Consider the following 18,865-nt stretch of genomic DNA (forward strand, 5'->3'; position numbering starts at 1 on the left):
TTTATGAGAATATTATGACGATATCCACATAAAACAACGAAAAACCAATTATTTCTTTAACTTAGAAAAACCATCAGTGGTTCTAAACTTAACACAAATTCTCCCATTTGATTTCTGGTCTATATCCAGATTAAGCAGATAAGCAACTATTACACCAGCCATCATAGCAAATGCAATAGAGTAATAGTAAATAATCACGCAGACCCATTTTTGCTTAACTCCTTACAAAGGTCCCTGATCAGTTTTTCCCTTTTATCATAATTTTTGCTACTTTGATGACAATAACTTAAATTTTTTACTTTGTATTTAACTCAATTTATTAAATTATAACAGACACAATCAGCAATCTTTTTTGCAGATCTTTGTGGCAAATTTAAAGATCCCATTAGCAAACTTAATTATTTTTTTACTTTATAAATATATCGATCCAGTTTAAACTCTAGATTTAGAGAGACAAACACGTTGAAAGATTTCTCAATAAAAATGGTTAAACTTGTTGGAAAATAGCAGAGTGAAATCAAAAGAGAATTAAAAGATAAACAAGTCAATCATTATTCTTCCGGAATTTTTAGTACATTTGATACCACACCTGACTAAAATACCATAAAGAGATTGGAATTCGGAAAAATTGCCTCACTAACGCTCTTGTTTTCCACCAATTTCTCTTCCTATATTCATAAATTGCCTCAAGTTGCATCAAATCCTGTATATTTAAATAACAACCTTCCAAATATGAATTTCATTTACAAATTATAATAAAAAATGCCCTGAGATTCAAAGAATAGCTTTTTTGAAGCCTTAATTTATACTTTGCGAGATACTGTTCGTGGAAATTATATTTACAGAGCTATATTTCCATGTATTTAGCTAAATCACTCAACTATATTTTTATTTTTTACCAATACGTTAAACAATAACATTATTCCCCAATTATTTTCATCCTTTAGAATAATTACAGTAAATTTATATGATAGTCATTCATATTAGTCTCCAAAAAGTTAATATTGCAGTATATATTACACACTTATAATATTATAAGAATTAAATGGACTTTCAGGCCAGTACGCAAATTCACTTTAGTTTGCTAATATCCAGGGGTTATCCGAATTGAGCGAAGAAAAAATAATGGATAAGAGTGTCCAGTGCACAGTTCAAAAACAAAGTGAGTGTGTAAAGAGCACAGCCCCGCAGAATGTCACGGTAATTCTTCCTGCATATAATGAAGAAGTTTACATCGGAAGTATAGTCCTGCTTACAAAATACTATGCCGACAACGTAATCGTGGTCGATGACGGCAGCTCGGACAGGACAGCCGAGATTGCCAGGAAAGCAGGAGCTGAGGTAATTGTTCACGAGGTAAACAAAGGGAAAGGTGCAGCTCTCAAGACCGGCTTTGCAGCCGCAGCCAACTTTGGTGCGGATATAATAGTTACCATGGATTCCGATGGTCAGCACAATCCTGCCGAGATCCAGAAACTTGTTAATCCTATTATAAGAGGCAAAGCCGATATGGTCAACGGCAGCCGATACTTAAACGGCCTGGGAAAAAATACTCCTTCCTACCGCCGCGTCGGCCAGACTATTCTTGATGGAGCTACCAAGCTAAGTTCAGGGCTTCAGATCACCGATTCCCAGAGCGGCTTTCGAGCCTTCTCAGCCTCAACAAAAGATACTTTTCGCTTCAAAGCTAAGGGCATGGCTATAGAAAGCGAAATGCTTGCAGATGCAGGCAAATGCGGCCTTCGTATAGCCGAAGTTGAAATCGGAGTCAGATACGACGTTGGCTGTTCAACCGAACATCCTATAAAACACGGTTTTGGGGTTCTTCTTATGGTTTTAAAAGATATCGAGTTCAACAAACCTCTTTACTACCTTACAGTCCCTGGACTGGCTCTTGGAATAATCGGGCTTGTTATGGGCACCATTTTCATACAGGATTTCACGATGGGAAAAAGTTTGTATTTTGGGCCTACAATGCTCATGATTCTGCTTATTATTGTAGGGAGTTTCATGGCTTTGACAGGTATCATGCTGCATTCGATATCTGCTATTCTGGAGGATGCGAAGACAGTTTAAGCTATGAGGAATTGTTTTTTAAAACCGTCTGGACTAGTTCCCAATTATTAGATCAACTTCCGCTTATTAGACTAACTCCCATTATTAGACTAATTCCCGCTTATTAGACTAACTCCCGTTAAACTAACTCCCGTTATTAGACTAACTCCCAATTATTAGACTAACTTCCATTAGACCAACTCCCATTATTAGACAAATTCCCAAATATTAGACAAATTCCCAATTATTAGACAAATTCCCAATTATTAGAAACTCCCCATTATTTATTATTATCTTTATAGCAGGTAATTCAATGAAAATATTAGCGTTTGTTTCTACTATCGACTTAAAATACAAACTTGGGTGTACACCCTCATGGTGGCAGTTACTGAAGGCTCTCCATGAGACAGGAAACGAGGTTATAGTAGTCCCTTATCTTGGAGGGGCAGTGGAAAGTCTCTGGTGGAGAACATATGAGAACTCGTGTAAACTTGAGAGTGTTCTTTACAACAACTTTCTGAAATCCAATAAAAAAACTGCTAATCCTTCAAAACCCAATGAGTTTCTTTCTGCCATAACTAAAAACCTGATCAATCTCGATATCAAACCCAAGATAAAAAAGCAGCTCACAGACATTATAAACAGAGAAAAAGATCTTGATTTTATTCTTTTTATGAATATTCCCCTTAACCATATCACAGGAATTCCTTCTGAGTTAAAAACAGAGTTTGGAATTCCATGCCTTTATTATGATGGGGATATGCCTACTATTCTTCCCAAGTATGCGGTATCACGTGGATTTAAGTTTGACTACTATGTGAACTCGGATGTTTCAGAGTATGATGCTTTTTTTGTTAATTCAAAAGGAGTTATAGAGGATCTACAGGAAGCCGGTGCAAAAAACGTTACTCCTTTGTATTATGCAGCAGACGCAGATCTTTTTGCTCCTGTAAATGTTGAGCAGACCATTGATGTCTCATTCTATGGCCACGGAAGCGAATTAAGGGAAGAATGGATGACAAATATGATTGCAAATCCCAGTAAAAGGCTGCCTGGTGTAAATTTCTCAGTAGGGGGCAGCAATTTTGGAATTGATATGGGAAATGCAAAGCTTATTGGCCCGGTTTCCTACAGCGCATTCCGCGAATTCTGCTGCAAAAGTAAGATCAACCTGAATATTACCAGATGGTCTCATACAAATATATATGCCTCTGCTACAGCCAGGCCCTTTGAACTTGCAGCTTACGGAGCCTGCATAGTTTCTCAGCCTTACAAAGGGATTGAAAATTGGTTTGAAATTGGAAAAGAGATTATTGTTGTCAATAGTGAAGATGAGGCTGTAGAAGCCTATGAATGGTTATTGTCCTCTGAGGAAGAAAGGCTGAAGATCGGTGAAAGGGCAAGGCAGAGGGTTCTAAAGGAACATACATACCGGCATAGGGCAAAAACGATTATTGAAGTATGCAAATTGTGTAACTGATGTGATTTATATGACTGAGAGGCAAAACGAAAGAGATGACCGGCAAACGCTAAAAAACATTAGCTTTGTTAAGAAAATCTTGCTAGGTCTCTCAATGTACATTCCCTCATCTACATTTAAAAAAACAGTGCTGAAATTGCTGGGTGCACACGTTGGCAAAAATGTGTATTTTGGTCCAGGGTCTCTTGTTCTTTCCAACGATTACACTGGTGTTCATATCGAAGACAATGTCTTTGTGGCTCCGGGTGCGTTAATAAACGTAAATAAAATAACAATCGGAAAAAATTCGCATCTTGGATATCAGTGTTTGATGGTAGGAGAGTCCCTCAAGATTGGGTCCAGATGTAATATCAGCAACCGGACGTTTATAGAATGTTCCTATTCTCCGATAACTCTTGAAGATGATGTTACGATTGGAGCAAGTGCTATGATTTCATCTCATGATGGAGCATATAAGCAGGTATATGGTTTTGAAATGAAAGCAGCTCCCATTTCTATTCGAAAAAAGGCTTTTATTGGAAATAATGCTATTGTTTTGCCAGGGGTTGTGATTAACGAAAATGCTATTATAGGCGCAGGAGCCGTTGTAACCAAAGATGTATTCCCAAACTCAGTAGCAGTGGGAGTTCCTGCAAGAGAACTCAAAAGAAGTTTCAGGGAAAATTCTTAATGTCAGTTTCACAAAACGTTTACAAGACGTTTATATTTAACACTTGCCTCTATTACTGCATTTACTCACACTTTCATTGATTTTTATTATGGATTTGATATCTAATGGCTACAATAAATGATTCTATAGTATACATAAGTGATGTAACCGAAAGAAACCTTTTACAAGAGATTAAAAATGGGTTAGAATTCATAAAAGTAGATGAAATTATAAACAGTGATTCTATAATATTCATAAAACCAAATTTTACAGATTCCGTTCATAGACCGGGAATAACTACAACTCCCTTGATGGTAAAAACAGTAGCTGAGGTGTTTTCACCGTTAGTCAAAAAAATATATATCGGCGAATCTGATGGTGGAAATTATTCTTTTTCTGCGGATTTGTCTTTAGAGAATCACGGAGTTTTTGATATAGCCAAAAAATTCAAAAATGTTGAAGTTGTGAATCTTTCAAAATTACCTCGTACAAGAATTACTGAAAATGTATGTGGGAAAAACGTATGGGTTGATCTTCCGGATTTATTGGTCCGGGATATAGATCTTCTGGTTTCAGTTCCTGTTCTAAAATCTCATGCTATGACGCATGGTACATTTAGTATCAAAAATTTATGGGGTTGTTACCCGGACCCTATGAGAGTTTTATACCACAAAAATCTTGACCATAAGTTAGCTTTAATTAATAAAATTGTAAAGAATAGAATTCAAATTATTGATGGGTTCTGGGCTTTAGATGGACATGGTCCAATGGAAGGGACTCCACTAAAAACAAATAAACTTTTAGTCTCAAATGATCCTGTTGCGATAGATTCCTCAGCAGCGTTCTTAATGAACTTAGACAAAAGTAAAATTCATCACTTACATGTAGCTGAATGTTTTGGCTTAGGGATTTCAAATATTGATAATATTCATTTCAATAAAGATATAACAAAAGAAAGACTATCAAAATTCACACCATATAAGATAAAAATTGATTATCTTTCCTCACTTTTGTTTAAAAGCGAAATACTTTCCAAAATAGTCTTGTCTTCCCCTCTTACTCCTTACATATATCAATCATTAAACTTGCTTAGAGCCGATGATAAAAAAACATATTGGGCTGAATACAATAAGAAACGAAATAAGCTCTAATGTTTGTTTTTGCTATTTCGAGGATTTATTATGAAAATTTTACAAGTAATTCAGTTTTTTTCTCCTAAGCACGGTGGTTCAGCAACGGTTGCTTATGAGTTGACAAAACAACTGGCGAAAAACGGTCATGAGGTTACAGTACTAACTACTGATTTTGAACTGGATTCATGTTTCATTGATCCTTTAAACGGTGTAGAGGTTATTCCTTTTCATTGCGACTTGAATATCGGAGGTCTTTTAATCTCTTTTTCAATGAATAAGTATCTAAAAGAAAACATCTCTAAATTTGACATAATCCATATGCATAATTTCCGAACTTATCAAAATATAATTGTTAGTATATACGCGAAGAAATACAAAATTCCATATCTTTTGCAAGCACATGGGACCATGCTTCGAATTATTAACAAAAAAGGTTTTAAATATCTTTTCGATTTTGTTTTTGGATATCCTGTGTTGAAAAATGTGTCAAAAGTAATTGCAGTATCTAATGAGGAGATTGATCAATATCTCGGGATTGGGGTGCCTAAAGAAAAGATAGTTGTAATCCCGAATGGAATTGATATTGATTCTTTTTACCGATTGCCTGAAAAAGGTTCTTTTAGGGACAAAATGGGAGTCAGGGACAAATATATTGTTTTATACTTAGAACGGTTGCATGAAAGAAAAGGCATTTCTTTTTTAATTGAAGCTTACTCAGAATTATTAAAACAAAAAGAAGATGTCGCTTTAGTTTTGGCAGGACCTGACGATGGTTATCGGGATAAAGCAGAGTTACTAATTCATAAATTTGGTCTAAAAAATAATGTAAAATTTACTGGTTATATTGATACATTTGATAAACTTGCAGCTTATGTAGATTGTGATGTCTTGATATATCCTTCTATTCTTGAAATATTTGGGCTTGTGCCATTCGAAGCTATAATGTGTGGAAATCCTGTAATTGTGACCGATGACTGTGGGTGTGGAGAGTTTATAAAAAAAGCTAATTGTGGATGCTTAGTAAAATATGGAGACGTAGTTGATTTAAAAAACAAAATGAAGTTAATTCTTGAAAATCCCGACATTGGAAGCAAACTTGTTGAAAATGGACAAAAATATATTGTAAATAATTTAACCTGGCCACTAATTTGCAAAAACATAGAGACCCTTTATGAGAGTTGTATTTCAAAAGTTTGAGTCTGCTATAATGTTTGAGTCTGTTATAATTTCTCTCGGGATACGGGATTAAATTAAAAATACCTACATTTTCAAACATTATACACCTTGGAAAAAATAAGCATCCAATAACCTTGATTTTTCCCACAATTTCTTATTTAATCGCACGGAATTTTCTCATTTTGAGATTGAGTGCATAAGTAAGGCCTGAAACCGGCAAGGCTGAGATCTCTATCTTCCAACTGATGTTAAATAAAAGAAGGAATATACATGGCAACTAAAAGAAAAAGCATTTGTGTGATCACTTTTCCACCCATGAAAGCAGGGCTCACTCCATTATCAAATCTTATTGATATTTTATCATCTTCTTCTGACGAGATATATCTAATCACTGGAAATGATGGTTATTATCATTTCATTGATAACAATAATATTCATCTGTACGGTATATTCCATTCGACAGGTGATGGTTCAGTAAACAGAATTAAAAACTATATTTTTACCCAATTTAAAATTGCTCATCTACTTTTAAAAATAATCGACAAGATCGATGTATGTATTTTTTTCTTGGGAGGGGAAATGTTAGTTTTATCGTTAATACCTGCAAAAGTATTTAAAAAGAAAACAATTACTATGCTTTCCGGATATTCGATAAAATACGAGAAAGGCATTTTATCAAAAGTAATTACAAAATTTTGTACTATGAATTTTAATCTGGTAGACAAGATAATATTATACTCTCCACGTCTCATAAGTGAATGGAACTTTGAGAAATATTCCCATAAAATTTTAATAGCTCCCAGGCATTTTCTGGATTTTTCTAATTTTAAGTTAAATATTGAGCTCAGTCAAAGAAATGATTTCATAGGATATGTAGGTCGTTTATCTGAAGAAAAAGGCATCATAAATTTCATAGAGTCTATTCCCCTTATTTTAAAGCAAAAGCCGGATCTGAATATTTTGGTAATAGGTGATGGAGATTTAAGAAATAATATTGATAAGTATCTTTCCAATAATGGACTTGAAAACAATGTAAAACTTGTTGGATGGAGCTCTCGTGAGGATCTTCCCAAATACTTAAATTCATTAAAATTGCTAATCATTCCTTCTTATACAGAAGGTCTGCCTAATATTATGTTAGAAGCAATGGCTTGCGGTACACCTGTACTAGCTAAAGGAGTAGGGGCAATTCCTGACATAATAAGTGATGGAGAAACTGGTTTTATTATGGAAAATAATTCTCCTGAATGCATTGCAAAAAACATTTTTCGTGCTATGGAACATCCAGATCTTGAAAACATTGTGAAGAATTCTATTATTCTTGTAAAAAATAACTTTACCTACAAAAAAGCTGTAGAAAGATATTCAGAAATACTTGATAACGCTAAATAAATTCGCAAATTGATGATTTATAAAATTATTATTGCCTGAATGGGTTGTTACAGTAGTTCCCGTTTAGAATAATCCTGCAGTAAATTAACAAAAGCTTATGAATATATACTTAATATATCTCTAAAGATTTATATTCAGGACTATTTAAGCGGCACAAATGAGACATAGATATTTTAATGGGCGGATAAAAGTGTTCTCCAAAGACAAGTACATTAATACTACCAGATATATAAAAATAGTATCAATATTTGGATTTATAATAATACTATTAGCATTAAATATTATAATTAACAGTCATTCTCCTAATGTATACGGTTTTTCAATATACAAAATGTATCCGTGGTATTTCTGGGTCCTTATTACTATGGCAATTTTCATCGGCCAGATAATATTAATGTATAATGCAATTTCTAAGTATGAGACTAATACCTGGCACATTGGTTTTTTAATGATAATTATTTCAAACCTAGTTTTATTATTTATGCCAATTATCAAAGGTTATTTCATACATGGCAGGGAAGATGTTTTAACTCATGTTGGCTATATGATTGATATTGAAAATAACCATAACATTGGTTCTAACGCTTATCCCATGCTTCACATAATAGGTTTTACGCTAAAGTGCTTTTCTGGTATAAGTTATAATGATATTACTATGTTTCTACCCATATTTTATTCGTTATTATATATATTTTCGTGGTATATTCTTGGGAAATATGTGTTTAAAAATAAACGTGAAATATTTATAATGCTAGCATTTTCTTCAATACTATTACTTGGCAGTAAAAATATTATGCTTAGTCCTAACGGGCAAGCAATTCTTTTTGTCCCTTTCTTTCTTTATATCTTTTTTAAATCGAGATTACCAAAGAAAGCTGTGCCATATTCAATACTATTAATTATACTTAGTTTTTTTATAATATTTTCTCATCCTTTAGTCACAATTTTGCTTACAATAACGATTTTATTATCTGATTTCACCATGTATCTTAATAATAAGAGCCCTGAAATTAAAATTAAAAAATCAACTAATTTATTATCAATTATGATATGTTCCTTTCTCGTATGGTCTTCATATTTACATATTCTTGCATACAGTCTAGAAAACATAATGTATACGTTAATGTCCACTGACGGAGGAAGCTCTGAATTTGGAAGATATCAAACCTCTCTTAGTTCTGTTCACATATCTCTTTTGGAAATTGTCGGAATGGTACTAAGTATATATGGACCTTACCTCTTATTATCCGTACTCTCTGCAATTTGCATACTATACATAATCGTTTTTAGAAAAAAAGATAACATAAAGGTGAATTATTACCATAAACTTTCAATTTTAGGGTGGATATTACTAGTATTTTTCTCAATGTTACTATTTATCCTCAATGATCAGTTTGGTTTCGTAAGAGTATACAGTTATTCAATATTTTTCTCTATTATTTTGATAGCTTATTCAATAAGTATCTTCTTAAGAAGATCTTCGGACAAAAGAAATAGTAATTTGAAATTCTTAATGGCAATATCTTCAGTTTTGATACTTATTACGGGTTTATCCACATATAGTTTATTTTTATCACCTGCAATTCTAAAAATAGATCAACAGACTCCAGAGAGCGAGTTTTCTGCAATGAAAACATTTTATAAAGTAAAAGAGAATTCATACCCGGTACTGGAACGTGGAACAGTAAACTATAGGGTTCATAATTCAATTTATGGAGTTTCAGGAAGTAAGAAGAAAGGTATTACTCGTGAGAATCAAGTTATCGATCATTTTGGATACGATAACAATTCTTCGTTAAGTAATTCTTATAAAAAATCATATCTACTGATTAGTTATATTGGTAGAAACCAGGATCAAAATTTATTGCCAAAATTTCAAGACCGATGGAGTTTTAATTATAGTGATTTTATGCACCTAGATAATGATGTTGGAGTTACTAAAATTTACTCAGATAAATTTTCGGATGTTTACATTATCAGTCCTTAATTTTATTAAATAGTGCGATATAAAAATATACAATAGTAATTTTGAAAGTGATATTTAAACATATCTAAGCATATTATCTAATTAAAAGGGATCTTTATGAAAGTGTTGTACTTAATCTCAACAATGGAACCACACTCGGGTAGGGGAGGACATTATTATAGTTTAAGAACTACTGCTGAAGAAATGAGCAAAAAGTTGGATTGTGCTATAGTTGTTATCGGAAAAAGAGAATCACCGGTTATAAATCAGTCGAAAGTAAAAATATATAATTTGACCTATAAAAAGATAAATACTATTAAAGTAATTAAAGATCTGAAAAACATTATTGATATTGAGCGCCCTCAAGTTATTCACAGTTTTGATGAAGATACTTTCTTTTTTGGAAGTTTAATCAGTAATATTTTAAAAAAACCATATATTCATACGAAATGTGGAGGCCCAAATTCAAGGATAGCTTTTCCAAAAGTGAATAACTTAATATTGTTTTCTCAAGAAGATGTTAGGTTTTACCAGTCTTCAAGAAGATTTAAAAAAACAAATCTATTTTTTATTCCAAATCGAATCAGAGAAATTCCTTCAGATATTTTAAGAATAAAAAACATAAAGTTATCAGTAGATTGCAATGAATCAAAAACATTTTTAATAATTTCCAGGCTTGAAGAATACAAAAAGAACGACATACTACAAGCAATAAATCTTGTAAAAAAATTAAATTCTGATGGGATAAAAACTAAATTAATTATTATTGGAGCTCTCCAAGATGTAAATGTTGGTAAAGAAATAAAAGAGAATGTGGATAATAATATCTACCTGTTCACAGATGATAAGTACGCAATTAACGCGAGTCAGCTAATTGATGTTGCAGATTTTGTTATTGGTGGCGGAAGAAGCTTTATGGAGGCTGCATTGAAGGGAAAGATTATGCTGTGCCCCTTAAAGAATTCAAATTATCCTTTATTAATTACAGAAGAAAATTTTCAAAATGCTTTTGATCAAAACTTTTCAAGTAGATTAACTATTGATAATTTTGATCCAGAAGATAATTATAAACAAATTATTCAAGCGTTAATTGATGAAGAATACGCAGATAATATAATTAGTTTTATAAAATCAGTTTCAAGTGAACATTTTGAAATCAGCAGTCAACTCAATAGATATTGTAAGATTTATAACGAAGCAAAATATAAAATGCATTTTAGTATATTCGACATGTTAACTCAATATTTCAGAATGGTTTATTGCAATGAATTAATCCCAAAACTTAAAACTACTTGATTAAAGCATGTTCAAGAATCGATCTTCAACCAAAGCAGACCTACTGAGCTTTTTCCAGAAGACAAAAGCAAATATATAAGGCGGTCTCAAAACTGTATTTGACTTTACAATTGGAATAATATACTGTAGTTCAAGGCAAATACCTTGATTTCAGGATAATTTCCAATTTAGATTTAAAGCCAATAATTCCAATTACCCAATTGCAGAAATGGGTCGAGTTTTTAGACAGCCTGATATGTATACTTGTAGACAAAATTATGGATCTGTTCCAAAACGCTGACTTGGATGGTTTTTTAGCGCTTAATCGGTAACGTATGAATCAATCCTAAAATTAAATCGATATCACTTTTCTTACAAATAAAGATATCACTTAGACTCAATTGAGTAATTTTCATATAGTAATACAAAATAGACACTGATGCAAGCGTATAACTAATTGTCGAAGCAAAAGCAGCACCACAACCTCCAAAATCAGGCACTAAAATTATATTAAGCATTATATTGACCAAAACTGCTGGTAAAAATGCTGTTATAGTAACACCGGGTTTCCCTCTACCGGCCAGATCCATATTAATAATTTTGAAGAAACTCATCATAACTATTCCAGGTAGTAAAATTTTTAGCATTTTGACACTTGGAGTGTACTCACTTCCATACAAAAAAGGAATTATATATTCACTTGAAGAATATAAAAATATTGACCCAATGAGTATAACAGGGAAGACAATCCTGATCATTTTTGCAATATCTTGTGAAAATTTATCGGAATTTTTTGCGTTTGCACTATATGAAAAGATAACTAGTCCAAAAGCAGTCGGTAGCTGCCATAACAATTCAGCAAAACCTACTCCTATAGTGTATTGACCTATTTCTGTAACATTACTTAAATGTTCAAGTATGATTACATCCACTCTATAATTAAGATTTAAAATGAACAGTGAAAGTGCATAAATAGATCCTAAAGAAATCATTTTTTTAATTAGTTCAGGCACGTAACATATTTTTAAAGAATATTCTCTATTAATCGATAACAACGCATATAGAGCAAGCACAATATTGGAAATCAGAGTAGCCAAAACTGCACCTACTATGTATAATTTGATAAAAAATACTAAGAAGATTATGAGTACGAAATTAATGATAGGTACTAGATACATAAATTTGTTGAATTTATTTATTCGTTGTTTCCCAATTAAAATCCCGGTAAAATAGTTAATAGTCAAATTTGCGGGAATTGTAAATGACGTAAGTAATATTAAAATTAGGCTATAATCTGAATTTTGAGTATATGAGATTATTGCAACTGAAGTTAGAACTCCAATTATGCTTGACAAAATAAGTAATAATAATATTACACCTACAACCTCCGATTCTGAATACTTTTTCTTACCAAGATAATAAACAGTTGCTTGGCGCGTTCCCATACTTAAAAGGCTAATCATGATTGTAGGATAAACCAAAAGAGCCGTAAAGGCTCCTCTTCCAGCAGGTCCAAGCCATCTCGCAAGTAGTACTCCTGATACGAAACCTATAACTAATGTCAATATCTGAGTGCCAAAAACAGATATACCATCTTTTACAAAACTGTAGTTCTTTAACATTTTATACCCTACATCACTTAGTAGTTATTTTGCAGGAATTCCTACTGCGTTTGAGTTTTTAGGTACATCGGTCAGTACAACTGAATTTGCACCAATTACAGCATTTTCATGAACAGTTAGTCCACCTATAATTTTTGCCCCGGAATAAATTATTGCTCCTTGTTTTATTATGGGGTAGGATTTTGGTTCGTCTTTATGCCCATGGCTTCCAAATGTAGTTTGTTGAAAAATCGTAACTTCATCTTCAATAATAACTCCCGCTCCAATTATTACGCCTGAAGGATGAGCAAACTTTACTCTATTACCTAACTTAGCTCTATAATCGATTTCATTGCCACCAAGAATATATTGTCGATATTTAATAAGCGGAAGAGCTCTTCTAGTCATTTTTGATTTTAGATAACAATATCTAGAGAGACGATACCAAAATATCAGTTTAAAAGAAACACTCAAAGAAAAGATCACAATCTTACTCAATAAGTTTTTGCCACCGTAGAAAAGTAAGTCTTGAGATATATCTTTTAAGCAGCTACTAAAACTGTATTCAGGATCATCTTTATTCAATTATTCCAACCTCATGCAACGATTTAAGATCTCCCATCTCCCCTACATACTTTATTTCGCTTTCTAGATAAAGTCCGTAACGTTGATATACAATTTTTCGGACGTACTGGACAATAGAAATCACGTCTTTAGCTGTAGCATTTCCCAAATTTACTATAAAATTGGCATGTTTTTCCGAAATTTGAGCACCACCTACTTGATAACCTTTTAAACCTGCTTCTTCAATTAACTTTCCTGGAGGTGCAAAAGTGTCATTTACAACCGGATTACTTAAAAAAACAGATCCACAATTGGGATAATTAAGTGGAAACTTGTTTTTACGATTATCCAGTATGTTTCTCATTTCGAACTTTATGTTTTCTTCTTCCCTAGTTTCACATTCTAGCTCAATTTTACAAATTATATAATTTGAATCCTGAAACACTGATTTTCTATAAGAAAAGTCACATTCACTTTTGGAGAAAGATATTAAATTATAATTTTTGTCAATAACCCATATTTTTTTGACAATATCTCCTATGCATTTTCCACCGCTCCCTCCATTCATGAAAACAAGTCCACCAAGGGTGCCTGGTATTCCAATGGCGTGTTCAAGACCTGATAAACCATTATCGGACAATATTTTTGCAAATTTTGGAGTCCAGATACCTGCCTCCGCGCAAGCTCTTTTACCCTTAATAGTATATTTAGAAAAGTTTTTACCCATTTTTATTATAATTCCACGAAAACCTTCATCAGAAAAAAGTAAATTTGTTCCATTCCCTATAACCACTGTAGGAATTTTCATTAAGTCAGCATATTGTAATGTTTCGAGTATCTGTTCGACAGTATATGGTTCAACTAGAACATCTACAGGACCACCTATACGCCAGCTACTGTGTTTTGAAAGAGGTTCTTTTAAATAAATATCTCCTACATTTTTATTGATAAAACTGCTTACTTTATCCATATCTCACATTTCCCCCCAGTGAAATTAATTTTTCCATAAAATTGTCATAGCCTCTTTCAATCTGCCAGGCATCTGAGATCCGAGTTTCACCGTTTGCCACTAATCCGGCTAACGCTAATGCGATACCAGCTCGGAGATCAAGAGCTCTTACTTGAGCACCATTAAGTTGATTTCCACCGATGATTTCCAGTATGTTACCGTTGATATTATATTTCAAACCCATTTTAGCCAGTTCACTTGCATACCCATATCTACCAGGGAAACGTAAGTCAACAATTTTTGAACTTCCTTTTGCACAAGCACCATAAACTGCAAAAAGAGGCTGAACATCAGATTTGATTTCTGGATATGGACCAGTACTAATCTCCACGGGATAAGGTGTCCCACCTCTTACAATAAGACTATTATCTCCAATATAGTACTTCGCTCCGCTTTGACGAAGATGTATTAGCGTAACTTCAATATCTTTGAAGGGAAAACCAATAATCTCAATATCTCCACCTGTAATCACTGAAGCAATTAGCCATGTGACCGCTTCAATATTATCAGCAATTACAGAATGTCTAGCTCCAAGTAATTTTTTTACTCCAGTAATTTTTATATGCTCCTGGCCAAAAACCTCAATCTTCGCGCCCATCTCATTAAGAAAATGTGCCAAATCAAGAATTTCGGGTTGAATATGAGGATTCCAAACTCTAGTTACACCTTCAGCTAAAGATCCACAGATCATTGCATTTTCAGTTGCTCCTGTTGAACGGATAGGTAAAAAAATGTCAGCTCCTTTTAGCCCGTTTTCTGCTTTAGCACAAAGCATATTATCTTCAATCCAAACTTTTGCTCCCATGTTTCTGAGGAGCATCTCGTGTAGATCAAATTTTCTTTCTCCAAGATTACAACCTCCTGGAAGAGGAACCTTTGCTTCACCTATACGACTTACCAGTGCACCTAATATAAGTAAAGTATTACGAATTGAACGCTTGTTCCAATTAAGAATTTTCAAAGGATCTTTTTCCTCATAAATGGTTATTTTTTCATCCTCTACAATGCATTTTTTTCCAAGAGCTTCCAACATACCGACATGAATTTGAGCATCAAGTAACTTAGAGGGATAATTTGTCAGCTCTATTTTTTCATCTGTTAGCAGTGAAGCTGCAAGAAGCCTTAAAGCACTATTTTTTGCACCACTTACTTTTACTTTCCCTTGAAGCCTGGATGGTCTGACTATATATTCACAGCTTTCTTGATTCATTTTTGTTTCCCTTCATTGGTTTTTCAAACTAAAATTTAACTTTAAGCTTGAATGTACTCAGTAACACTGATTAAAACAATTACACACATAAACCCAAGATTAATCTTTTTTATCAGCTGCTAACGGACTTTGACTCTTTTACAGATCATTGTCATCAAAATCATGAAGTTAACTATTACAAGCCACAGACCAATAAACAATTCCCAAATTTAAACATAATATGTCAATTGATTGGATTATGTTTCTCTAAAAATAGCTCATCAACTTAGTCCATGAACCATTCTGCTACTGTCTTGAGTTCATCCTTAAAATTACCAATAGGACTATACCCGAATTCTGTAGCTTTTGATATATCTGCTAACGAATGCTTAATATCTCCTGGTCTTAAGTTTGTGTGTTTTGCTTTGATATCTTTCCCAATAATTTCATTAATGTAATCGGCTAATTGATTAATTGTAATTCTTCTACCGCACGCGATATTGAAAACTCCGGTTTTCTCAGACTCGCAGGAAAGAATATTTGCGTCAACAACGTTTTTGACAAAAGTAAAATCCCTGCTTTGTTCTCCATCGCCATATATCACAGGGCTTTCATCATTCAAAATTGCAGTTATAAATTTTGGAATCACGGCAGCGTACTGAGAATTCGGATCCTGCCTTGGACCAAAAACGTTGAAGTATCTTAAGCTGACTGTCGGAAGGTTATAAAGATCCTGAAAAACCTTACAGTACATTTCTCCGGTTGCTTTTGTAATTGCATATGGAGACATCGGGTTTATGGGCATATCTTCTCTTTTTGGGAGAGTTGGCGTATCGCCGTACACTGAAGAGGAAGATGAAAATACTACTTTTTTAACTCCAGCATCTCTTGCAGCTATAAGAACATTCAACGTTCCTGTGACATTAGAGTTATTTGAGTTAAAAGGATCTTTCACACTTCTTGGAACACTGGGAATTGCTGCAAGGTGGAAGACATAATCCTTGTCTTTGAAAATTTCTGTCAAGTTAAGGTCTACTATACTGTCTTTTATTACAGTTAGATTTTTGTGATTCAGTAGATGCCTTATATTCTCAATCTTACCTGTAGATTCATTATCAATAATTGTTACTTCATTATCCTCAAGTAGCCTCTCAGCAAGATGGGAACCTATGAAACCCATACCACCTGTGACCACTACATTTTTAGTTTTCAAATAATCCCTCTGTGAAACAATAATTGTAAAGTTAGGAATTCTGTTGCAATTTTCTTTTCTGAACTTCTTTTTTAATTTGCTGAATATGGCCTCTTCCAAGGGCTTTAACTTCACAGCCAAGTTCAAAATATTTTCTGATGTTTTCATCCGATAATATTCCAAAACAGTCAATAACTGCAATAGGCCCGCCTGCCATCTTTACGATAGTTTCCGGCTCAAAGTTGAGATACTCCTTATGCGGAACTGCAAGGATCAGGGCTTCTATATCGTTAATTGCCGTTGAAAAATCACTTTCGATTTTTAACTCTGCCAGACCGTCCTGGTTTCTAAAGAAACGTTTCCAGGACTGGCCAGACGCCGGATATGTATCCTGATTTTCCATCTCGTACCAGTGATCAACGTACGGATCATGAACACGCATTTCAGCGCCCATTTCAGTCAGTTTCCTGACTACAATTTCACTTCCACTGTATCTAGTGTCGCCTACATCCTGCCTGTAACTGGCTCCGCAAACGAGAACATCTGCTCCGGCTATATAGTGGCCCATATTCCGAAGAGCATCTCGCGTAAGTTCGGCTACGTGAAGAGCTCTTGTGTCGTTTACATCAATTGCTGTGGGAGTGATCTTGAATACCTCATCTCCATCTTCAAAGCCCAGAATATGCTTATAAGACCAGTAACCCAGACCACCGTCTTTTGGAAGGCAATAACCTCCAATCCCTGGTCCCGGGAAGATTATATTACTGTGAGTCGGACGCATTTTGATTGCATTAATAACTTTTATGAGATCGATACCGTTTCTTTCCGAAAAAAGACTCCATTCATTAAGGAAAGCGAGTATCGTTGCACGGTAGGAATTCTCAACAATTTTTGCAGTTTCAGACTCAATAGGCCTATCCATTATAGTCAGAGGGTAATCTTTAGTGTTTATTACCTCAGAAAGGAATTTTTCGACCTTTACTCTTGCTTCGTCAGTACAACCTGCACAGACTCTCCAGAAATCGCGTACACTTGCCACATAATCTCTTCCAGGCATAACACGTTCAAAACTATGTGCAAGTAAAGGAGTTGAATTAATTCCACGCTTCTGGAAGGCTTTTTTCAGGAGAGGAAGAGCAACAAACTCGGTCGTCCCTGGAGCAACAGTAGTTTCTATTAGCACAAGGCAATCGGGGCAGATATTTTCTCCGATTATTTTCATGGAAGCTTCAAGTGCTGCCATATCAGCTTCACCGGTTCTGACATTTCCAAGTTCGCACTTTACATAATCGCACTGGATATCTACCACAACAACATCAGCAAGTTTCAGGCATTCGTTTGTGTAAGTAGCTACAAGTGTTTTTGTTTCAAGAACACAGCGTTTTATAATCTCATCTACTTCTTTATCTTCGGATTTCACAGGAGACTGTCCTCTGTTGAGCAGAGGTATTTTCCAGTAACTACGAGTACTTGGTCTTTGACAACCGATTACAAATTTACTATAATTACCGTTTTCGTCTTTCGTATCTGCAATAATCGCAGCCATTACAGCTCCAACAAACCCGACACCCATCACAACAACAATCTCTTTTCCTTCTTCACGGGCTTTGTCCACAAGATCTTTAATTCTTTTAAATTCTTCTGCATATTCATCAGATTCAGGTAAAGGAAATTCTTCTCCTTCAGGACTAACCGAGAAATTTATGCTATTAGGAGTAAGTTCAATGGACTTATTTTTTTCACCCTGAAGGCTTTCCTGAGAAGAAAAACAATTTTTTATTTGGGAAGACATCACTAATCTCTCCTAAAACTTTCAATCTAACTGATTATTTTCTAGTAAATACCATATTTGATATTGTTTTATGCCGAGAATAATTAAAAGCCCATAATTTTACTTTATCTACACCAGAAAATCTTATTATTTCAACTAATTTTTATCGAAGAACACACTATAGTTATTTAATTTATTTAATTAACATTTATACCTTATTCTTTGAGTATTTAGGATTCTTTTAGCTTATTTAGATTCTGCTTTGCTTTTATAGTAATTATTTTTATTAACTCTTTTGCAATATAAATTTTAAATAAATCACGTTATACATAAAAAATCTTTCCTAAATTATACTAATATTATTGTTTTAAAGGCTCAGTAAGAATTATTAATATTGAGATGCCCAGCTTTGA

At 33.8% G+C, this 18,865-nt stretch carries 14 protein-coding genes; 8 read left to right on the forward strand and 6 right to left on the reverse strand.

Features of this window, described 5'->3' with window-relative positions:
* Window positions 1-1,107: 1,107 nt before the first annotated feature.
* The 8 genes from MSBR3_RS08715 to MSBR3_RS08750 all read left to right on the forward strand — a co-directional run bounded on the left by MSBR3_RS08715 (window position 1,108) and on the right by MSBR3_RS08750 (window position 11,147).
* The gene (locus MSBR3_RS08715) at window positions 1,108-2,076 is read left to right on the forward strand and encodes a glycosyltransferase family 2 protein (RefSeq protein WP_048107565.1); all 969 of its coding nucleotides are present in this window, start codon (window positions 1,108-1,110) and stop codon (window positions 2,074-2,076) included.
* 292 nt (window positions 2,077-2,368) lie between these two features.
* Window positions 2,369-3,535 carry a CgeB family protein gene (locus MSBR3_RS08720; protein WP_048107566.1) on the forward strand — a complete coding sequence of 389 codons (1,167 nt, stop codon included), beginning with the start codon at window positions 2,369-2,371 and terminating at the stop codon, window positions 3,533-3,535.
* A gap of 10 nt (window positions 3,536-3,545) precedes the next feature.
* Window positions 3,546-4,205: an acyltransferase gene (locus MSBR3_RS21615; protein ID WP_155396771.1), complete on the forward strand. Its 660-nt coding sequence runs from the start codon at window positions 3,546-3,548 to the stop codon at window positions 4,203-4,205.
* A 104-nt stretch (window positions 4,206-4,309) separates the two neighbouring features.
* Entirely contained in the window at window positions 4,310-5,335 is a 1,026-nt protein-coding gene (locus tag MSBR3_RS08730; RefSeq protein WP_048107567.1) for a DUF362 domain-containing protein, read from the forward strand.
* Between the two features lie 30 nt (window positions 5,336-5,365).
* On the forward strand, window positions 5,366-6,514 hold the full coding sequence (locus tag MSBR3_RS08735; RefSeq protein WP_048107568.1) for a glycosyltransferase family 4 protein: 1,149 nt from the start codon (window positions 5,366-5,368) through the stop codon (window positions 6,512-6,514).
* A gap of 249 nt (window positions 6,515-6,763) precedes the next feature.
* Window positions 6,764-7,885 carry a glycosyltransferase family 4 protein gene (locus MSBR3_RS08740; protein ID WP_048107569.1) on the forward strand — a complete coding sequence of 374 codons (1,122 nt, stop codon included), beginning with the start codon at window positions 6,764-6,766 and terminating at the stop codon, window positions 7,883-7,885.
* 190 nt (window positions 7,886-8,075) lie between these two features.
* A complete protein-coding gene (locus tag MSBR3_RS08745) occupies window positions 8,076-9,872 on the forward strand; it encodes a hypothetical protein (protein WP_196297032.1) in 1,797 nt (598 codons plus the stop codon).
* 123 nt (window positions 9,873-9,995) lie between these two features.
* Window positions 9,996-11,147 carry a glycosyltransferase family protein gene (locus MSBR3_RS08750; protein WP_155396772.1) on the forward strand — a complete coding sequence of 384 codons (1,152 nt, stop codon included), beginning with the start codon at window positions 9,996-9,998 and terminating at the stop codon, window positions 11,145-11,147.
* A 293-nt stretch (window positions 11,148-11,440) separates the two neighbouring features.
* On the opposite strand, the gene MSBR3_RS08755 is transcribed toward MSBR3_RS08750, so the two are convergent.
* From MSBR3_RS08755 to MSBR3_RS08780, 6 genes are all read right to left on the reverse strand, one after another.
* On the reverse strand, window positions 11,441-12,748 hold the full coding sequence (locus MSBR3_RS08755; RefSeq protein ID WP_048107572.1) for an oligosaccharide flippase family protein: 1,308 nt from the start codon (window positions 12,746-12,748) through the stop codon (window positions 11,441-11,443).
* A 24-nt stretch (window positions 12,749-12,772) separates the two neighbouring features.
* Window positions 12,773-13,312 carry a serine O-acetyltransferase gene (locus MSBR3_RS08760; protein ID WP_052723343.1) on the reverse strand — a complete coding sequence of 180 codons (540 nt, stop codon included), beginning with the start codon at window positions 13,310-13,312 and terminating at the stop codon, window positions 12,773-12,775.
* Window positions 13,305-14,261 carry a UDP-N-acetylmuramate dehydrogenase gene (gene murB / locus MSBR3_RS08765; protein ID WP_048107573.1) on the reverse strand — a complete coding sequence of 319 codons (957 nt, stop codon included), beginning with the start codon at window positions 14,259-14,261 and terminating at the stop codon, window positions 13,305-13,307. The genes MSBR3_RS08760 and murB overlap by 8 nt, the downstream gene beginning before the upstream one ends.
* Window positions 14,254-15,510 carry a UDP-N-acetylglucosamine 1-carboxyvinyltransferase gene (locus MSBR3_RS08770; RefSeq protein ID WP_048107574.1) on the reverse strand — a complete coding sequence of 419 codons (1,257 nt, stop codon included), beginning with the start codon at window positions 15,508-15,510 and terminating at the stop codon, window positions 14,254-14,256. Before MSBR3_RS08770 ends, murB begins: the two co-directional genes overlap by 8 nt.
* A gap of 265 nt (window positions 15,511-15,775) precedes the next feature.
* The gene (locus MSBR3_RS08775) at window positions 15,776-16,849 is read right to left on the reverse strand and encodes an SDR family oxidoreductase (protein WP_230627989.1); all 1,074 of its coding nucleotides are present in this window, start codon (window positions 16,847-16,849) and stop codon (window positions 15,776-15,778) included.
* The gene (locus MSBR3_RS08780; RefSeq protein ID WP_080942257.1) at window positions 16,734-18,473 is read right to left on the reverse strand and encodes a nucleotide sugar dehydrogenase; all 1,740 of its coding nucleotides are present in this window, start codon (window positions 18,471-18,473) and stop codon (window positions 16,734-16,736) included. Before MSBR3_RS08780 ends, MSBR3_RS08775 begins: the two co-directional genes overlap by 116 nt.
* Window positions 18,474-18,865 lie beyond the last annotated feature (392 nt).

This window comes from Methanosarcina barkeri 3 (genome assembly GCF_000970305.1).
GTDB classification, from domain to species: domain Archaea; phylum Halobacteriota; class Methanosarcinia; order Methanosarcinales; family Methanosarcinaceae; genus Methanosarcina; species Methanosarcina barkeri_A.